This is a genomic window from Bradyrhizobium sp. 63_E2_N1_3 (genome assembly GCF_052076005.1).
Taxonomy (GTDB): Bacteria; Pseudomonadota; Alphaproteobacteria; order Rhizobiales; family Xanthobacteraceae; genus Bradyrhizobium; species Bradyrhizobium barranii.
On record NZ_CP197235.1, the window covers coordinates 7,571,609 to 7,590,508 of the forward strand.

Genomic DNA, 18,900 nt, shown 5'->3' on the forward strand with positions numbered 1-18,900 from the left:
TGGACCAGCGGCGCTGGTCAGTTGACAAACGTGAAAGCCTCGGATTCGATTTCCAGAAAATTTCGTCCAAGTGTTCCGACCGACCGGTAGAATTTGGCGTTTTCCGCCTTCTCCATGTCGGCAAACAAACGTCCCATCCAGCGGGACACATGCTTCTCGAAGAATGTGCGCTGTGCTTCCGTTGGCACCGGGAAGCGTGCCACCGCAAGGCCCGCCATGATCTCGCACAGCGTCGCCGCGTGATCCTCGGGCTCAAAATTGCTCTCGACCCGCTCAATGCCGAGCGCGGCGAGATCGTCGCGCAGGCGCGACAGCGGACGTTCGTGGAGAAAGCCCGTCAAGTAATAGGATGCGTAAGGCAGCAACTCGCCGCGACCCAGACCGACGAAGAGGTCAAAATATTCGCGCTCGACCTCGGATACGGCCGCTACCGATGCAGCTTCTGCAAGGGTTGCGTGGGCGCGTCCAAGCGGCGTCGCATCGCCATGCAGTTGCGCGATCTGCTCGAGCAATGCGGCCGACGGCGCGGACGAGAGCAAGGTTGCAAGCAGCGCGTATTCCTGCGCGCGCGCGGCATCGGTCGGATCAACCGCGTCGTCCGGCGCGGCCGGCTCACTATAGAGATCGGGACGAAGCACTTTGCGCGACACACCCGTCGCGCCTTCGACCGCAATCACACGTTGCGCGGGCACCCTGTTCCAGTTCGACACCGAGGGCTGGGCAATACCGATTTTTCGGGCAAGCTCGGCAACGCCGCCCGCCGCATCGATGGCTCGTTCAAGGCCCGCATCGCGCATGCCGACCTCCCATCCAGGGGGCCAAGCGCTTGATTGCGTTTGCGTAACAAAGACTAGCCGCGTGTCCGGGAGCGGTCAATTGATAGCCATAGCCTGAGGCTATCGCATTTAGTCGCAGTCTACCGGGGCAACGCCCCGCCATGTGTGCGGTGCCGAAGGGGAGTCTCTTCACTCGCAGCTACGGGTTGCGATGCAGTAGAATTCGACGGCAATTCCGCGGCTGCGAACTCGCCGAGCGGTCGAGGTTCCTTGATCGCCTTCACCGGATTTGATGATTGCTCGAAACCGGCCTCCGCGGGAGCCGATCGCGCGGCGTTTTCGGCAGCCTCGCGCGGATCGGGGAGGCCCTCGGCGGCCTCTACCACGCCCCCGACGACGCGGCGGACGAGAGCGTCAATTTGCTCGGCCGAATAGTCCAGCGGACCGAAGCCAGCCATGGCGTTCGGGTCGTTGAAGTCCCAGGCGTTTTCCGCCAACCCCACGAAATCGCGGATGGTGGGATCGGCGCTCCAGGCGCGACGGAGCGCCGCCCGGCTCAACTCCTGCGGAATGCCTTTGCGCAGGAAAGCCGTGATGTCGGTGGCAGCATCGATCGATTCAATCGGGGGCAAGTTCGACAGCTCCGTCTCCGGGGGAGCCGGCTCTGCCGCGGCCCGGTTGGACAGCGCCGGCCCATGCGCCTCAGCGGCTTCTTCAGGGGCTGGTTCAGCGTGACCGGCCTTCGCCTCTTGCTTGCGGCGCGCCCAGCGCGCCAGGAATTGCTCGTCGCTCATTCGTGCTCACCGTCGTGGTGACGCCGCGCAAGCGCCTCAGGATCGGCGCGGCGTCGCTCGCGCTTGACGAATTCCCTCTCGACGTGGTGCTCGGCGATGAAATTTTCAATCGCCTTATGCAGTATCTCAGGCATTGGCACCGCTTCGACCAGATTGGCACCTGCTTCCGTGAATGCCTCGCCTTCCGCTGGATCTGCGGTGACGGCCGAAACGGCATAGGGCCAGGCGCCCTCGGAGGGAGTCAATACGATCCAGATGCGGGGAGCGCCCGTGGCAAGATTGTCGCGGTAGCGCTCGGTTTCCGAGCGATAGAGATCGACCATGGCGTTCCCGGCATAAAAGAGCGTCAATCCCTCCTGCGCCCGTAGGACAGTCCACGGCATCATCTCCGACTCATCCGGCAAGACGCCGATGCCGCGCCAGACAAAATCAATCCATGGGGAATCCGCCTCGCGGCGCTCGACGACAACGCCGACCGGAATGCGCAACAATGGCAGCGCGCCGGGGCTCACGTTGCAGCCTCCAGGTGCTTGATCGGCAACCCCGTCAACAGATTCTGCGGCTTCATCTGCACCAGCTGATCGGAGGTCGTTGCAAGGATCAGGTAGACCGGCTCGCGCCCGACCGCATCAACGACCAGGCTGGAATCTGGAAAAGCGAGCCGGAACAGCGCCAGCACACGGCTTGCGGTGCGGTCGTCCAGCGCCTCTCCATGCCAAAGCTGGTCGCCCATCCGGGTGGCTTCAGCATCGAGCCCAACATACCAGGTGAGCTTCGCATCGCGCAGGGCGGTGAGCGGCTCAATTCCGACGGCAAATCCAAGCAAATGAGTAATCCAGCGCCCCATGGCCTCTGCCAGCGCAGCGGGGCCCCGCGTTCCGCCGGTGAAATCGAGCGCAAGATCGAACTGATCGCTGCGCTGCCAGTAGCTGTCGGCATTCCCCTCGCTGAGGACGTCGACCTCCGCGCCGGTTGTTGCCCCCAACATGGACATCAGCGACAACACGGGCGTTTGGCTTGGCCCGCCAATGATTTCCTCGTCGCCCAACAGCAGCAAGTGTTCGTGCGGCACGATACGCTGCGGCCGGAAGAACAGTTCGGCCGCGCGCAGCACGAACGGGTCCTCGCAGCCGTCAAGCGCATTTCGCAGGATCACGTGAACAAGGTGGTTCACAAACAGCGGCGGCAGGTTGACGTGACGTGAGCGAACCAATGCAAGGTAGGCCGCTTCCAACGTGGGTTCGCGCAGCAGAAGCTTCCGAAATGCCAGTACGAATTGCCAGTTCTCCCGCGCATCTGCATCGGCGATCGCAGCTACCTCCTCCGCAGCGACTGCCCGGCCCGGGTCAGCGAGCAGCTCCTGGTGCAACCTGCGTTCGACCGCGCAGGCGTCGTCCGGCGGCATCAGTTCGGGGCGCACGAAGTAGGCCTTCAGGAACTCATCCGTGACCACGAGCCCGCCGCTCGCATTGTGATCGAGCAGATGGTGGCCGCAGGCGATCCAGAAATCCCTCATCGGCGCGACGGCTCCTCGCTCATATTCGCAAGATTGAGATCCTTGTCGGGCTCGGTGTCATCCTCCACTTCCATGAACGAGAACGCCTTGCCGTGACGCTGGCCCTCGCGCAGTTGCAATCTGCGGAATGACTCGCGGACCTCGCCATTGCTCGCCGAGCGGTGGACCGCGATCAGCGCGCTGATGGGATGCGTGCAGAGTGATTGCGCAAAGGCGACTTCCTCTTCAGCGGCAAGGCGCGCGGTTGCAAGGTCCGGCGCCCCGAACCGTTCGACCAGTTGTTTCGCAAGGAGCTCCACCAACGTCCGGCGATCGCCTTCAGTCGCGGGGACGATTTGCACCAGTGTCGACCAGCCCCAGGATTGCACGCCGAGGAAACCGCTTCGAAATGCCGAACGGTCCTTGCCGCTCAGCTTCGCTGCATCCCGATTACAAAAGCGGAAGGCGCCCGACACCGCCCAATCGCCAGGCTGCGCCGGCACGTCGAACACGAACGTGTCGGATGGATCGAGCGCGATGGTGCGCAAGAGCTTCACAGACGCGGTCCTCCGAGTATTGAATCGAACCATGACGGCGATAGCAAGCCCTTCTTCAGGTCGTGCCGATCGGTCCTGTTTGTCCCAATCCGGCGGGCAATAAGGTCACCGTTGTCAGCGATCACATATGTGGTTTGCCGCGCACACGGCAACCGACTTAGAAACTCGCGTGCGATGCCGTCGAATCCATCGGCTTGCCAGGCGTCGAGAGCGCGCATCAGATGCCGCACAAAGCTCTCCGTCACCTGAATCGCGCCGGCCTCACCAAAACCCTCCTGATCCAGGGCGGAAGCGAGCGGATAAACGCCGGCTTCCCTGTCGCTCATCGCAACCGTCCGGATCATGGCACCGAACACCAGCCAGCGCGGCGGCTCGTCCTCCTTTGCGGACGAAGGCCAGCCGAGCCGCCCGCCACCAACGAGGCCGCCGTCAACACGGATCGCGTCCGGCCAGTCGATCGCGATCTCCTTGTTCGGCGGCGCATACGCGCGCAAGGCGTCGGTCAGCGCCACCATCCCCGCATAGAAAGCGCGGCGCGCGGTACGCAACGGCTCGCCAGGTTCAAGGACGACTGCGAACTCGGCAAGATCGAACCGCCCCACGTAGGTCAGCGTACCTGCCCCACTCTCTTCGGCGATATGCATGGCATGGGCGAAAGAGTCACGACTTTCGCGCAGCCTCACCAGCGTGAATGGCGGAGGCAGATTGATTGGCTCCGTGACCGATGAGTGCCCAGGGGCTGTCGGTGTCAGGCGGACCTCCAGCTTTCTTTTCTTCTCTTGTGAGAATAACTTAATCGACCAGGAGGGGCGACGCGAGTCCGCTCGCCGTCGTTCCCGGACCTCTTCAGGAGGTGAAGGGCTGCGCATGCCTGATCCGCCGAACACGATCCTGATCTGCTCGTGCGAAGACACGATGCGCCTCGATACGGCCGCCGTGAAGCGAGGATGCCGCAAAAGCGAAATCGCCGAGTTCCGCCAGCTCTGCAGGGCCGAGCTCGATCATTTTCGCAACGCGGCGAAGGCGGAAGGACCGCTCATCGTCGGCTGCACCCAGGAGGCCCCACTGTTTGGCGACGAGGCGAAGGGGCGTTCGGGGAAACTGGATTTCATCAACCTTCGCGAGACGGCCGGCTGGTCGGTGGAGGGAACCAAGGCAGGCCCAAAAATGGCAGCACTGCTCGCCGCTGTGTCCGAGGCTGCGCCTGCTTTTCCGTTTGTCACCCTATCGAGCGAAGGGGTGATCCTGATCTATGGCCGCGACGAACTTGCGGTCGAAGCTGGTCGATTGCTTGCCGATCATCTCGACGTGACGATCATGATCACAAAGCCGTCACAGATTATGCCGCCGGCGACGACATCCTTTCCGATCGTCCAAGGAACGATCCGTAACGCCAAGGGCCATTTGGGGGCCTTCGAGTTGACGGTCGACGACTATGCGGCCCCCCGCCCCTCCTCGCGCGATAAGCTCGTCTTCGAGGCTCCGTGCGACGGCCTGACTTCGCGCTGCGACATCGTCCTTGATCTCTCCGGCGGGAAACCGCTTTTTCCTGCGCATGACTTGCGCGACGGCTATCTCCGCGCGGATCCGCGGGACCCGGCCGCGATGCTGCGTGCGGTGCTCAGGGCACGCGACCTCGTCGGCAACTTCGACAAGCCGAAATACGTCAATTTCACCGCAGAGATCTGCGTCCATTCGCGCTCGAGGCTGACGGGTTGCCATCGCTGTCTCGATCTCTGCCCGACCGGAGCGATCACGCCACATGGCGATCACGTCAAGATCAACGCTGAGGTCTGCGCCGGATGCGGCCAGTGCGCCGCGGCCTGTCCGACGGGTGCAGCAACCTATGCCCTTCCGCCGCCCGATGCGCTGCTGCACAAATTGCGCGCAATGCTTTTGACCTACCGCGAAGCCGGCGGCTCCGGTGCGGTCGTGCTGCTGCACGACACCCAACATGGCAGCACGCTGATCGATGCGCTCGCCCGCCACGGCGACGGGCTTCCCGCCAATGTGCTGCCGTTCCCCGTCAACGAGGTGACACAGGTTGGATTGGAAGCGGTCGTGGCATCCTTCGCCTATGGCGCAGCGGGGATACGCTTTCTCCTCCGCGCGAGACCTCTGCACGACATCTCCGGGCTTTCTCAAACCATAACGATGGCTGATGCCATTGTTTCCGGATTAGGTTTTTCGGGGCGCCGGGTTGCGACTATCGAAACGGACGACCCGGACGTGCTGGGCGAAGTGCTGCGGTCGATTGAACCCGCGCCGGCCGTGGAGCGTCCCGCAACCTTCAAGACGGTAGGCAAGCGGCGCGACCTGCTTCGCTTCGCTCTTCACGAACTGCACCGCGTTGCGCCTGTGCCGACCGACGTCATTGCGCTGTCCCAGGGCGCGCCGCTTGGTACGGTTACCGTCAATACGGACGGATGCACTTTGTGCCTGGCCTGCGTGTCGGCCTGTCCCACCGGGGCTCTCCGCGACGATCCCGAACGTCCCGTGCTTAAATTCGTCGAAGATGCGTGCGTGCAGTGCGGATTATGCCAGAGCACCTGCCCGGAAAAGGTGATCACTCTGAAGCCGCAGATCGATTTCCGGGCCTCAAGGGCTCCGGCACGGATCATCAAGGAGGAAGAGCCGGCGCTTTGCATCCGCTGCAATAAACCCTTTGGGGTAAAGAGCACGATCGAGAAGATCGCTGCGAAACTCGAGGGCCGACACTGGATGTATCCCGCGGGCGACAAGCGGCTGGACGTGGTCAGAATGTGCGCGGACTGCCGCGTCACCGCCATGAGTGAACAACAGTTCGACCCGTTCGCCGGCGTGCCCGAACGCGCTTCGCCTCGCACGACCGATGATTATCTCCGTGAGCGTGAGACCAAGCGTTAGCTACTTGGCGGTGGCGCGCGCCAGGAAATCCGTAAGCGCCTTGCGATCCTTCGCGGATCCAATCCGCTGCTCCGGCATTTTTGTGCCAGGCGTATAGGCGTTCGGACCGAGTTCGAACAATTTTGACACGGTCTCGGGCGTCCACACGATGTCCATCGCTTTGAGCGCGTCGGAGAAGCGATAACCAGGCAGCGACGCGATCCTGCGGCCGTACAAGCCCGCAAGCGTGGGGCCGGCGCGCTGCGCGTCTTGCTCGGACAGGGTATGACAGGCAACGCACGCCCTGAACACCTCGGCCCCGTGATCTCCCGTATAGGCTGCAAGCGGATCGCGCGGCGTGGCTTGCAACGATGAGCCGATGGGGGCGCCGGTCAGCGCGTTCCAGCGCCGGATCCTGCCGTCGACGCCGCCCGTCAGCAATGTTGCGTTGTCCGGCAGGAAAGCGACCGACCACACGGGCGAACCTGTATCGACCAGGCTTCGCGCGATGCTTCGCGCCTTTCGGTCGATGACCGCCACGACACCGCCAATTCCTGCAGCAGCGACCGACGTGCCGTCTGGAGAGATCGACAACGCGACAATCGGCGTCTGGCCAGCTTGCACCTCGCCGCTTTCCCGGCCCTCCGACATCAGAAAGCGTAGCTTGCCATCAGCACCACCCGTTACGATCTCGCCGTCAGGCGCGACTGCCACGGCATTAAGGGGTGAGCCCAGCGTGATGACGTTTGGGGTGCCACCCGCCAATGGCCAGATCCTCAGTTCACGATCGTAACCCACGCTCACCAGCGATCGTCCATCCGACGTGAATGCGACGCCGTTGACGTTCTGCGCATGCCCCTCCAGCACCTGCTGCGCGCCATCGCCGAGCGACCAGATACGAACTGTATGGTCCCAGGAGGCAGAAGCCACTCTTGCGCCATCCGGCGAGACTGCAAGTGAAGCGATCGGCGCACCATGGCCCTCGAAAACCTGATCCGGCTGCTGCCGGCCAGGCGTCCAGATCGCTACCTTCGCATCCGCTCCGGCAGTCACCATCCGCCCATCCTTCAGGAAGGCCACCGCGTTCACCGCATCGGAGTGAAAGCGAAGGACCTGCTCGGCGGCTTCGGTCTTGAGCGACCATCGGATGGCGGCGGTGTCGAAGCTGCCCGACAGAACATTGTTGCCATCACTGGAAATCGCAATCGCCCGCACGGGCCCACCGTGACCTGTCAATTGCGCTGGCGCCGGCGCTGAATGCATCGCCAGCAGAGCGGCAACGATGCAGAGACTGGTGCTGAGACGTGGGACCCAATTCATCTGCGGCTTACAGGTCGTTCGGGCATGTCGTCGGTGTTGACACGGCGTACGTGCACTCGCTCGGTCTCGTCAATGATTGAAGCCGTTATCCGGTTTCCATGCTGCACCGCAGGACGGGCATGGCTCCGCTACTCAATGCCGCAACGGCTGTTGTCGGCTTGAACCGGGCATAGCCTGAACCTATGCTTGATCTGACACGTCGAGGACGACGTCATGCAAATACGACCTAAAACGTATCTGCATTTCATTTCGTTGTGGCGATCACTTCGCAATGCGATACCGCCACACCATGACGATGTGCCCGCTGAAACGTCACCGTTCCTCATCTATACCGCGGCCGTGCTGATGCTTCTCTTGGCCATTCTGGAACTGGACGCTCATCGAGGCGAACTGGAATTGCTCGGCCTTTTGGGGAACGACTACCCGATTCCGCCCGCTTTCCTGGGCCCGTAGCCCCGCCTCTCGACCACGATTTCGTTCGACCTCGCAGGCTCAAGCGCATCTATTTGCGAGCCCTGGCTGAACGGTCTGCTGCGCGGCCTTCTGCCTAAAGCGCGATGAGATTGGGATGAATCGTCATCGCGCTTTAGGTTGTTGTTTGAGCATGATCTTTTCGGAAAACCGCTGCGCACTTTTCCGGATCATGCTTTAGCGCTTGGAATCCCGCGGAAAGACCAATGACCGATCGTCAAAATCGTCGACCGGCAGTTTGTCTGCGCTTCGACCGCTTTGCATGCCCTGCAATGTCGACGTGCTTGATGTTCCGGCGCGCCCGACCGTTGCGTTCGAGTGTGATCGCGGGATGCCGGTCACAGCAGCAAGCAGACCAACAGCGGCGATAGAACAAATGATCAAAGGCTTCATGCGAAATCTCCTGTCCGCCAGAAATCCCCGCAGCGATCTGATTAGCGCGAAGCCTGACGTGGGGGTGTGAGCCGCCTCACACCTCCCGGGATTCTTGCGCTCAGCGCCTGTCAGGTTCCTAGTTTGGAACCGTCAGAGTCGGCTTCATCCCCGGAGCGAGGTTCGTCGACCGCGCGGCGCGGCAAGGCTTGTTGGGCGCGATTTGTTTGGCGCGCTGGTCACGAACAATCTTCGGGAGGCGTTGCGAAACAGCACGTCAGGCACGAAAATCTCAGACCATCTATCGCACCAGTTTCGCACCAGAAACGATCTCACCGGAACACAACGAACACGACCGAACGCAGACCAAAACGCGTCCAGATCAACGAAGCCGACTTCGAAGCGGCCGCATTGGCACGGGGGCGGCTCAGTTTTCGGACAATCACATCTTGATCGCATTCGCAAAGAGCCTGTCACCCCACTCGTACAACGGCCGCATGAAGTCCGATTGGGTGTGGATTGCTCGACCTTTGCGCTCGCGCCATTTTCGTCCGTAGGTATCGAACGGAAAGTGTCGCATGTAGTAGTCGCAGGTCTCTTCCCAATGGTCGACCGACAACGATTTGCCGTAGTGTTGGCAATAGAGGCCAGTCGCCACGCGTTCAACGCCACCCGGCTCGCGCGCATGGTGCTCTGCGAAGGTGACCTCCAACCGGTTTCGCCACAACATCAGAATGTCTCGCCGTTCCGGACCGAAGAAACGACGAAAGTCCAACAGTTCGCAATCGGCCTGATAGGGTGCATGATCCCCAGGAGTCATATAGGCGTCGAACAGTTGAACCCGCACGCCGTCGCATTCTCTAGAATGCGTTCCTTCTATGAATCCGCGTAAATCCCCGGTAACGCGCTCATCCGCATCGAAGCAAAACATCCAGTCGAACTGCAAATGCTCGCGCGCCGTCTGCAACAAGAGGCCGCGATGCCGACCCTCAGCAATCCGGCGCGCCTCGATGTCAGCTTCCCACGACCGATTTGTCACAATCAGAGCGACTTTCGGATGTTCGCATAGAATCTCCAGCGTACGATCCGTGCTCGCGTCATCATAAGCGACAATCGCATCGACCTGCTTGCCCACGTAATCCAGTGTGTCTCTGAGAATAAGCGCTTCGTTACGAACGCGGGTAGCGCCGATTAGAAGGTGCTTGTCACCCAATAGACCTGTGTTGCAAGCAATGATTCGTTCGCCCTCGCGAAGTAGCCAACCAATGGTGCCCGGCATGATCGACGCCTCCCGACTATAAAAAATTGACACCAACGATGGCGGACGGGCGCGTATCAGCAAGATTAAGAACTCTCGTTGTCGCCGCATCGAGCCGGCGAGCCGCCCCTCTTGACCATCCCTCCCCATACGCGATTTCGTGATATCTTCTCGAAGAGGTTGTTAGATCAGCGAATGCAAGGCCGTGACCGCGGCCTCGCGGGTCGCCACAGGAACGAACAAATTTATCGAATGTGGTGATAGAACGTACTTTTCAACGACAAACCCACGGGATTGCAGAATTTGCATCGCCTGAAATGGCAAGTCTGAAGAAACGCCGCCGAAGCAAGTGAGGCTCACCGAACTCAAAGTCTCACGCCCTTTGCGCAAGTCCTTGCTCCTTTCCAGCGTGCGCAGCAGAGTGTCGAGCGTTTCCGACTCGCAAGTCATCATGATGCGCGTTTTTCCGGCCGTGAAAGCCGAGACGAGGACTTGCGGCCAAGATAGGCCGTTTTGCTTGAGATGCTGCGCAAATTTCTCAAAACCGTGACTGAGATTCGTCGAAGCGATCTCCACATGCTCAATACGAGCCATCGAGTTGACGGCCAAGACTTTTCCGCTTTCCATTCCGATAACCTCTTTCATCACTCGCGTGCTGTGTTCGGAATTGCCCCATTTTCGTAAGAACAAAGGGATATTTTGGCTTTGTGCCAGCTCCACGCTGCGAAAATGCAAAACCTTGGCGCCCCAAAAACACATTTCGGATAAGGATGCAAAATCCAGCCGGCGCAATGGCTTTGCGTTCGCCACGACGCGCGGATCGGCCGAGCAAATTCCGTCGACCTCTTTGATAATTTCACAGCGCTCGGCCTTTAGCGCCGCAGCCATGGCGACTGCAGTGGTGTCGCTGCCGCCCCTGCCTAGTGTGGTGATCTCTTTGGTTCGCGGATTCACGCCTTGAAAGCCCGCTAAAACCACGATGCGTCCGCGACCGAGTTCTTCGAGCACGCGCGCAGGCCGCACATCTAAAATTCGCGCGGAAGAATGAGATTCGTCTGTCATTACACCGGCCTGACTCCCGGTAAAACTAATGGCTGGCGCACCGAGATCAGACAGGGCCATGCTCATCAACGACATGCTGATGCGCTCACCGGTCGTTAGCAACATATCCAGTTCGCGGCGGTTGGGATGCGGGCTTACTTGATAAGCCGCCTTAATTAATTCGTCGGTCGTCTTACCCATCGCTGAAACGATCGCCACGACGCGATGACCACGGCTGTGCAAATCGGCGAGGCTCCTCGCAACCGCGCGAATTTTTTCCGGGGTTTCTAGACAGACGCCGCCGTATTTTTGCACGATGGTCGGATTGTTGCGCATTTACGTGCGACGGCAGCTGTATGAGCGGTGGCTTGATGTTCGCTTCGCTCCGCCGGATAATCTCATGCATCTAGCTCCAAGATTGCTGCGCTCCGCGCAGAGATTTGACCACCCCCTATCGGGTTTCGCGACGTTTTTTTCCGCGCGCCAGCGCGTCTCTGAGGTTCAGAGAATAGGCTAGTGCACGCGGTTGCCCACGTACCTCTCCGCTCATCGCCTTTCACAGCTCTCCAAGTATTCGATACAAGAATCGTTTTTCTTGGCGGAAGATTGGCGGTCACGACAAGATCGGCTGGGTAACGCTAAAGGTTCTGCCGACCCGAAAAATAATCCCTGAATGAAAGTGTCGTACCGGTTTCGCCGGGAAATGGCCACACGCACGTCCTCGGACCAGCGGTGCCGCCGACCCGTCTCCACCGCTTCAAGCCGTTCGACTTGGGCACTGAGGCCCATCACCGTCCATCAGGACAGTTCTCAATACCGCGCCTCTTTCGGCAAGGCGGCCCCGCCGGATGTGTCCTAACAGAGTGGCCCGACGTCGTGTTTTCTAGGACGTTCCAAGACTTGTCAGCCTTGCACTCCCCAAAGGCCTTGCCCAAGGCAGCTAACGAAAATTTGGGTCCAGATGCTGGACATAATCGATGTGGATCAAATATCATCCACCATTGCGCGCGATTGTTCCAAGCTCCGAGAGCTTGGCGGCCGGGCCCTTGTCGGCTGAGACAACAACTGACGCCCCCCGAGCCCGTGCCTACTTTCGCTTGGTTGCCCTGAGTTAGTGCGTCGCTACCAGCAAGGTTGCGCTATGCTGAAACACTTGCTCATTGAAGTCATTGGTCACGTTTCCGGTCTCAGCGACGCGCAGCTTGAACAAATTGAGCGGTCATTGCCCGCGACCAAGGCGCTGATCGATCTTCTCAGTAAGGCACATCCGATCATCGAACAGGCGGAAACGCTCTATAATGAGGCGCAGCCGCTAATCGATCAAGCTAGGAAAGAGTGGCAAACGGTCGGCCCTGCAGCGCACATTTTGATTGATGTGATCTCACATCATCTCAACAAAGGCAGTTCGCCGGCGGAGGCCACTGAGGCAGTGCGCGCGGCGCTCGGCGGGTCAATACAGAACGTTGCGCAGGATCGTGGGATGGACCGGGGAATGAACCGCGTGACCGTGTTTGGGGGGACCGGCTTCGTTGGTTGTCGCGTTGTACGCCATTTGAGCGTCTCCACCGTTACGGTGCGTATAGCCTCACGGCATCCTGCGCGGGCCGAGGGCGACAACGCGGAACAGGTCATCGCTGATGCCCATGACGAGCGCTCTGTAGAGGCCGCCGTTATGGGTGCCGACGGCGTCGTCAACGCGATCAGCCTTTACACCGAGCATGGAGGCGACACATTTCATTCGGTGCACGTCGAAGCTGCCGCCAGGATCGCTGGAGTGGCACGGCGGGCCGGGGTCAAACGGTTTGTGCACCTATCAGGCATAGGCGCTGACCCCACATCGCCGTCGCCCTATATTCGCAATCGCGGCGAGGGCGAGGTGGCTGTGCAAGCGGCATTCCCTGGCGCAGTCGTTATCCGCCCGGCGGTAATGTTCGCGCCGGACGACGCCTTTCTCACGACAATTCTTGGGCTGCTTCGGACCCTGCCGGCTTATCCGCTATTCGGCGACGGCAGGACGAGGCTTCAGCCGGTGTACGTGGACGACGTCGCCGCGGCGATCGCACAGGTCCTGCGGCAAACACAAAGACCGTTTCCAATCTACGAACTGGCCGGCCCGCGCGTTTACTCATACGGCGACCTGTTGCGGACCATTGCGCGCACCGCCGGATTGCGGCCAATGCTGGTGCGAGTACCCTTTGCTTTCTGGAATGCCGCCGCCGGCCTCGCTGAGATCCTGCCGCACCCGCCGCTCACGCGCAATCAGGTTGAGCTTATGCAGATCGACACGATGGTCTCGGGCAGCCGGCCGGGATTCGGTTCACTCGGAATTTCGCCGCGATCGCTCGAAGAAGAACTCAAAGCGATGCTCAAGCATACAAACGAGGAAACTCAAAACACAAATGAGGGTCGAGCCAGGTAGGGTTGAGACTTCGTTACCGTGTCACGATGTGACTACTGATGTCGGGAAGCGGCTTACCTCCGAGGTCGCGCACTAGGCCCGATAGATCGATGGTCGCAGCTCAGGGGTCAGTTCATCCGCCAAAGTTTTTACAAGAGCCGAAGGGGAATGACCCTCCCGAGTGAACCCTTAGCGTGCGGCCAGCCGCCTGGAGCTGTCCGAATTAGGACAATCGATCTGTCACATTAGGATACCCAACGGAGTGCTCCTTTTGCGCAGTCACCTCTTCACTTTGACCGGGAATAAATTGAGTTGGCCGGCTCGACTCATCCAGCCCAAGTCCGGACGGCAGGCGGCCCTACCACGCGACTCGCGAGGCGGGGTCGTTGCGTGTAGGGCTATCAGATGTGCTACCAGTTGGGCCGCAAGATGGTAGCGGGAAAAGCAGATCATGACTGACGATCAGGTCAATCTCGTGGTTCGGCACCTTTGCGAGCAGTTGCACTTGACGCTCCGATTGAAGGGCAGCGAGGCACATCCACCAAACGCCAAGGATATTGGTTTCGATCCTGCCTCTGTAAGAACTGTGTTGCTGACGTTCGGCGGGCTTCACAATCCACCACGAGGCAATCGGGGCGAGCGAAGAGCCGCCGTGGTCCTAATGAAAAGCCCAGGACAGAGGTCCCGTGCCAAGGTCCGGGTCGTACGCACCGGTCCACCTTTGAGCCGGTGACTTCCGGTCTACTCGCGTGAACGGAATTTGCCAGACCAACGCGACTGGTCGGGCTCGTGCCAATAGACGTCTTTGCGTCTACTCAATTATTTGGTCAGCTTGTGCGAGTAGTGTCGTCGGAACTACGAGCTTGAGCGCTTTTGCAGTTCTAACGTTGATCCATAACTCGACCCGTGTCGGCTGTTCGACGGGCAAGTCGCTGGCTCGTGCACCCTCAAGGATTCCTTTGACGTGGTAAGCTGATCGAATAAAAAGACGCCGTCTCGACGCACCGTAAGCGAGTAGACCACCTTCCCCGACGAAATCCGGCGATGTTGCGAAGCTCGGAATGCGGTGCATCAACGCCAACGCGGCGATGCGGCTTCGATACGCGAAACGAGGACGACTTCGCGACTCCATCGACCATCGGCCCCGGACCCGGCGAGCGCAAGAGCGCACCCGCGTTAGCATTACTTGGGCCGCTTAACGATACCAGATCGCTTCGCAGATGGCCTCCGGGTGACGATCGTTTCAATACCTTGCAGCGTCCGCGCGAATTCGGACCGCAGGTGCTGCGCGTGTGCTGCATCCTTCGGCTCAGATAAAAATGCAATCTTCACGAAGAAGCGGTTCAATCGCGATGTGACGAGAAGATTGTCAGAGTGTTGCGAGCGTAAGTTCGTGATCTGTCGTCGCATCTCAACGAGATCGAACCGGTCATCGTCGGGCTTATTCGCCAAATGAAGCTCATACCGTTGCGGTAGATAAACGAAGCCGCCGCGCCGAGTATCTTGGCGCGACGACCTCGCCATGGTGAACCCGGACGGGGCAATGTCCGGTGCAGAGAGGTTAGCGCTCCGCAGCTCGGGTGCAATCGAAGACGCGGATTAAGCTTGATGTCGTCGCGGAAGGTTAAATCTGGAACAAGCGCTACTGTGGTCTGCAGCACGCCCGCGCGTCCAGTTAAGCGCTCCTTCTCCAGCGACGTCCCGGCCACGCGATCAAGGTCGGAGCCTAGCGCTTTGGCGCGGGTTACGTCGCGCTCAATCGATCGCTCGGACTTGCCAGATTTTGCCGCCGTGTCCTTAGCGAAACTGTCCATAAGGCCGTCAAGCCGCCTTTCGCTTGGAGATCAGCTTCGCCCGTTGCGCCGACGTCAGGTCGCGGCGGATCAGGTTTTCGTCGATTTCCATATCCAACCAAATTCAACTTCACGAAGCACTCGCCCGGCGAGCGTGGCGGCCCCGCGAATTGCCGCTATCGAATGCCGCTAGCGCCGCTATTTGTTGATGTAAGTGACTGAAAAACACTTGCTGGCGCTCCCTAGGGGAATCGATCCCCTGTTTCAGCCTTGAGAGGGCTGAGCAGCAAGAGTGAGTTCGCCGCCGGAGTTGTGGCTAGGATCAAGAGCCGAGCCCCTGGTTCAGGCGGAGTTCCATCCATCAAGGACTAGGTGGTTGGCTCGAGCTTTTGTCAGAATTCGCGGCCTAGTTCACGAGTCGCGACCCGCTAGGCTGCCTTTGACGAGACTTCGACCTACGACATTTAGCGGGCAACGCGAACTCAGAACTCAATATCGAGCGCGCTTCCCCTATCGACTCACGAGTTTTGGCTTTTGGTGAAAATCGACTCATGATTCTTGGGTTTCTCGACTCGCGAATTTTTGGCAGGCCACGATAAATCAATGGGTTAAGCGACTCGCTTTTGATTGGTCCCGACACGCTTCGCGAGCTTCGGCTAGGCAAACCGGTGCCGCAAATGGCAAGCGAAGCGGCGAAGGCTGCCGCGCCGAAGCCCGACGGGCGAAGGCGGGCTGCGAAATCAATGATTTGGGCCTTGACCGAATTTTCCGGTGGACCGGCTGATTTTGTTGGAGCCAGACATGATCAAGATCGCGACACTCCCCGTTGCGACACGCGATGCCCGCGAGCGCATCCAGCGGCGGATGTGTGGCGCCGTTCCTGCCTCTCTCATTCCTGCCTCTCTCATTCCGGGACTGAACATGCGCAAGCTTCTGGCGATTTTGGTGATCTCGTGCTGGGCCACTTCGGCTTACGCACAAACGGCCGACCTCATTGTCACGAACGCAAAGATCGTGACGCTGGATCCTGCATCGACGATCGCGCAGGCGCTCGCCGTCCGCGACGGCAAGATCGTTGCAGTTGGCGGCAACGATGCCATGGAAGGCCTGATCGGGCCCGCGACGCGCCGCGTCGACGCCGGCGGACGCACGATCATTCCGGGATTGATCGATTCCCATATTCACGCCGTGCGCGCCGGCCTCACCTACGCCACCGAGGTCAACTGGATCGGCGCAAAGACCATTGGCGAAGCCATGGAACGCTTGCGCCAGGCGGCCAAAGCGCGCCCGGCGTCCTGGATCATCGTGGCCGGTGGCTGGAGCGACTTGCAATTTGCGGAGAAGCGGCGGCCGACGCTCGCCGAGGTGATGTCGGCCGTGCCCGACAATCCGGCCTACATCCAGCTGTTCTATTCGGCGCTGCTGATGACGCCGAAGGCGCAGCAAGCCCTCGGGATCTCCGCGGATCAGTTGCCGGCCGGGATCACGGCCGAGCGTGCCACATCGGGCGAAACCACGGGCTGGTTCAACGGCTCCATCGTCAGTATCTCCGCGCTGTTCGATCGCCTGCCGAGGCCCAATTTCGAAGAGAATGTCGCCGGAACCCGGCAGTTCTTCACGGAGCTCAATCGTCTCGGAATTACCGGGATCGTGGATCCCGGCGGCTTCAGCATTTATCCCAGCCACTACGCCGCCTTGCAGAAGCTCTGGCGTGAAAAATCACTTTCGGTGCGGGTCGCCTTCAGCCTGTTCGCCCAGAATGTCGGCGCTGAGTTCGAGGAGTACAAGACTCTCACGCCGTTCCTGCCGATGGGATTCGGCGACGACATGCTGCGATTCAACGGAATCGGCGAGCGGATCACCGGCGCCATGTACAACAACAACGCGCCCGACGCGGCCACCAAGGAAAAGTTCCTCGAGATCATTCGCTGGGCGGCAAAACAAGGGCTGACGGTCACCATCCATTGGCAGGAAGACAAATCCGTCCATCAGCTCCTCGACCTCTATGAAGAGGTCAACAAGGAGACGCCGATCGCGCCGCTGCGCTGGTCCATCGCCCATCTCGACAACACCTCGCCCGAAACGCTGGCGCGGATGAAGGCCCTTGGTGTGGGCTGGACCATGCAGGACGCGATGTACCTCGGAGGCGACCGTATCGTGGCGCAGGCCGGCGAAGCCGCGCGCCAGATGCCGCCCATCGTCACGGCATTGCGCACGGGCGTCCATGTCGGGGCCGGCACGGATGCGCATCGGGTCGCATCCTACAATCCGTTCGTGGCGCTGCAATGGATGCTCGACGGCAAGACCGTCGGTGGACACTCGACGCGCGGCCCGGACGAAACACCCAGCCGCGAAGAGGCCTTGCGCCTCTACACCGTGGGAAGCGCCTGGTTCAGCTTCGACGAGACGCGGCGCGGCACGCTCGAAAACGGCAAGCTCGCCGACTTCGCGATTCTCGACCGGGATTTCATGTCCGTCCCCGTCGAGCAAATTGGCGCCACGGCGTCTCTGCTGACGGTCGTGGGTGGCAAGCTCATCTACGCAGCGGATGTATTCGCAAACGCAAAATAAGAGCTGGAGGCCCGCCGTGCCGCTCTCGCGAAATCTCGGCCTATTGTCCAATGCAGCGATATTTGCTCTCGTCTCAAACCATGCAGCTCGGGCCGACATACGTTCCAGCCAGTTCCTGGGCCGCGGTCCCTTGCTGGCTGCCCGGCAGCCGCGCTCATTCAACCACCTCGTCGGCGCGTAACAGGAATGACTCCGGTACTTTCAGACCGAGTGCCCTGGCGGTCTTCAGATTGATGACGAGGTCGAACTTGGTCGGCTGTTGGACTGGCAAGTCGGCGGGCTTCGCCCCGCGCAAAATCCTGTCGACAAAGGTCGCGGCAAGCCGCCATAGGTGGGTTGCGTCCACGCCGTAGGACATCAGCCCGCCCGCCTCGACGAACTCTCGGTATTCAAACATCGTTGGAATTCGCGCGGTCAGCGCTCGGGTCGCAATGGCGAAGGTGAGTGGGACGCCGACGGCATAGAGTGCGTCCGCACGGTCCCTGAGGGCCTCGAAAGCCGATGCAACGTCCTCTGCGCGCCGGATTTCCAATATCGTCGCCTCGAGGCCGAGGGCGGAGGCCGCCGCTTGCACCTCATCCATCCTGTTTTTGAAACCGGGGCTATTGGCATTGACCATAACGGACAAGCGGCGGAAACCTGGGACAACCTCGCGCAACAGCTCGAGGCGCTTGCCGGCAAGACTGATGGGGTTGAGCGCCAGGCCGGTCGCATTGCCGTCCGGTCGGGCCAAACTTGCGACGAGGTCGCTGCCAACAGGGTCGCCAGAAATGGAGACAATTGGGATGAGCGATGTCGCGCGTTTTACCGCGAGAGTCGGAGATCCCCCCACCGTGACGATGACATTCACCTTGAGCCGGACAAACTCCGTCGCAATTTCCTTGGAGCGTTCGGTATGTCCCTCCGCAGAGCGATACTCGATCGCAACGGTCCGCCCCGCGATCCAACCGAGTTCGCGCAACCGATCCTCGAAATCCTGGGCCGACCAGGCCGGGCCCAAGAATCCGATGATGGGTAGCTTTCTCGTCTGCTCCGCCCGCGCCGGGCTCGGGCCCATAACCGCGGCAACGCCGACGAGCGTGATGAACTCGCGCCGCCTCATTGAGTTACTCGTTTGAAGCGCCCGACTGAGGCATACAGCCTAGCATTTTTCAACCGGGAGCCGAGCGAGAAAAGGGCTGGCAGCCCG

The 18,900-nt window shown here is 60.5% G+C and carries 17 protein-coding genes and 1 tRNA gene; 4 read left to right on the forward strand and 14 right to left on the reverse strand.

All coding sequences use genetic code 11. The features are described from left to right. Positions 1-17 precede the first annotated feature (17 nt). From AB7531_RS35890 to AB7531_RS35915, 6 genes are all read right to left on the reverse strand, one after another. Entirely contained in the window at positions 18-797 is a 780-nt protein-coding gene (locus tag AB7531_RS35890) for a molecular chaperone TorD family protein (protein ID WP_063985308.1), read from the reverse strand. Between the two features lie 119 nt (positions 798-916). Next, positions 917-1,570 (reverse strand): DUF3306 domain-containing protein, encoded by a 654-nt coding sequence (locus AB7531_RS35895; protein ID WP_063985309.1) that lies wholly within the window; start codon positions 1,568-1,570, stop codon positions 917-919. Beyond that, positions 1,567-2,082, reverse strand: a complete 516-nt coding sequence (locus tag AB7531_RS35900; RefSeq protein ID WP_063985310.1) for a DUF3305 domain-containing protein — start codon at positions 2,080-2,082, stop codon at positions 1,567-1,569. Before AB7531_RS35900 ends, AB7531_RS35895 begins: the two co-directional genes overlap by 4 nt. Further along, positions 2,079-3,086: a DUF6352 family protein gene (locus AB7531_RS35905; protein ID WP_063985311.1), complete on the reverse strand. Its 1,008-nt coding sequence runs from the start codon at positions 3,084-3,086 to the stop codon at positions 2,079-2,081. Before AB7531_RS35905 ends, AB7531_RS35900 begins: the two co-directional genes overlap by 4 nt. Beyond that, positions 3,083-3,622 carry a DUF6505 family protein gene (locus AB7531_RS35910; protein WP_063985312.1) on the reverse strand — a complete coding sequence of 180 codons (540 nt, stop codon included), beginning with the start codon at positions 3,620-3,622 and terminating at the stop codon, positions 3,083-3,085. The genes AB7531_RS35905 and AB7531_RS35910 overlap by 4 nt, the downstream gene beginning before the upstream one ends. Next, a complete protein-coding gene (locus AB7531_RS35915; RefSeq protein WP_063986656.1) occupies positions 3,619-4,326 on the reverse strand; it encodes a biotin/lipoate--protein ligase family protein in 708 nt (235 codons plus the stop codon). Before AB7531_RS35915 ends, AB7531_RS35910 begins: the two co-directional genes overlap by 4 nt. 211 nt (positions 4,327-4,537) lie before the next feature. Here AB7531_RS35915 and AB7531_RS35920 point away from each other — a divergent pair, with 211 nt between their 5' ends. After that, on the forward strand, positions 4,538-6,508 hold the full coding sequence (locus AB7531_RS35920) for a 4Fe-4S binding protein (RefSeq protein ID WP_063986657.1): 1,971 nt from the start codon (positions 4,538-4,540) through the stop codon (positions 6,506-6,508). Here the strand turns inward: AB7531_RS35920 and AB7531_RS35925 are convergent, their stop codons facing one another. Next, positions 6,509-7,807, reverse strand: a complete 1,299-nt coding sequence (locus AB7531_RS35925) for a c-type cytochrome (protein WP_063985313.1) — start codon at positions 7,805-7,807, stop codon at positions 6,509-6,511. It abuts the gene before it with no gap. 213 nt (positions 7,808-8,020) lie between these two features. Here AB7531_RS35925 and AB7531_RS35930 point away from each other — a divergent pair, with 213 nt between their 5' ends. Beyond that, positions 8,021-8,260: a hypothetical protein gene (locus AB7531_RS35930; RefSeq protein ID WP_063985314.1), complete on the forward strand. Its 240-nt coding sequence runs from the start codon at positions 8,021-8,023 to the stop codon at positions 8,258-8,260. 195 nt (positions 8,261-8,455) lie between these two features. Here AB7531_RS35930 and AB7531_RS35935 read toward each other — a convergent pair whose 3' ends face one another. From AB7531_RS35935 to AB7531_RS35945, 3 genes are all read right to left on the reverse strand, one after another. Continuing rightward, positions 8,456-8,671 carry a hypothetical protein gene (locus AB7531_RS35935; protein WP_085403297.1) on the reverse strand — a complete coding sequence of 72 codons (216 nt, stop codon included), beginning with the start codon at positions 8,669-8,671 and terminating at the stop codon, positions 8,456-8,458. Between the two features lie 421 nt (positions 8,672-9,092). After that, positions 9,093-9,929, reverse strand: a complete 837-nt coding sequence (locus AB7531_RS35940; protein ID WP_063986658.1) for a glycosyltransferase family 2 protein — start codon at positions 9,927-9,929, stop codon at positions 9,093-9,095. A gap of 162 nt (positions 9,930-10,091) precedes the next feature. After that, complete coding sequence (locus AB7531_RS35945) at positions 10,092-11,285, reverse strand: aspartate kinase (RefSeq protein WP_441280244.1); 1,194 nt, start codon at positions 11,283-11,285, stop codon at positions 10,092-10,094. Positions 11,286-12,090: 805 nt separating this feature from the next. Here AB7531_RS35945 and AB7531_RS35950 point away from each other — a divergent pair. Beyond that, positions 12,091-13,368 carry a complex I NDUFA9 subunit family protein gene (locus AB7531_RS35950; RefSeq protein WP_231144273.1) on the forward strand — a complete coding sequence of 426 codons (1,278 nt, stop codon included), beginning with the start codon at positions 12,091-12,093 and terminating at the stop codon, positions 13,366-13,368. Positions 13,369-14,158: 790 nt separating this feature from the next. Here AB7531_RS35950 and AB7531_RS35955 read toward each other — a convergent pair. From AB7531_RS35955 to AB7531_RS35965, 3 genes are all read right to left on the reverse strand, one after another. Beyond that, positions 14,159-14,530 carry an ABC transporter substrate binding protein gene (locus AB7531_RS35955; RefSeq protein WP_084795292.1) on the reverse strand — a complete coding sequence of 124 codons (372 nt, stop codon included), beginning with the start codon at positions 14,528-14,530 and terminating at the stop codon, positions 14,159-14,161. A 160-nt stretch (positions 14,531-14,690) separates the two neighbouring features. Then, on the reverse strand, positions 14,691-15,161 hold the full coding sequence (locus tag AB7531_RS35960; protein WP_167768314.1) for a hypothetical protein: 471 nt from the start codon (positions 15,159-15,161) through the stop codon (positions 14,691-14,693). A 212-nt stretch (positions 15,162-15,373) separates the two neighbouring features. Beyond that, a tRNA-Glu gene (locus AB7531_RS35965) sits at positions 15,374-15,458 on the reverse strand. A gap of 483 nt (positions 15,459-15,941) precedes the next feature. On the opposite strand from AB7531_RS35965, the gene AB7531_RS35970 reads away from it, so the two are divergent. Further along, positions 15,942-17,711 (forward strand): amidohydrolase, encoded by a 1,770-nt coding sequence (locus AB7531_RS35970; RefSeq protein ID WP_231144272.1) that lies wholly within the window; start codon positions 15,942-15,944, stop codon positions 17,709-17,711. 154 nt (positions 17,712-17,865) lie between these two features. Here AB7531_RS35970 and AB7531_RS35975 read toward each other — a convergent pair whose 3' ends face one another. Next, positions 17,866-18,813 (reverse strand): ABC transporter substrate-binding protein, encoded by a 948-nt coding sequence (locus AB7531_RS35975; RefSeq protein ID WP_063985317.1) that lies wholly within the window; start codon positions 18,811-18,813, stop codon positions 17,866-17,868. Positions 18,814-18,900 lie beyond the last annotated feature (87 nt).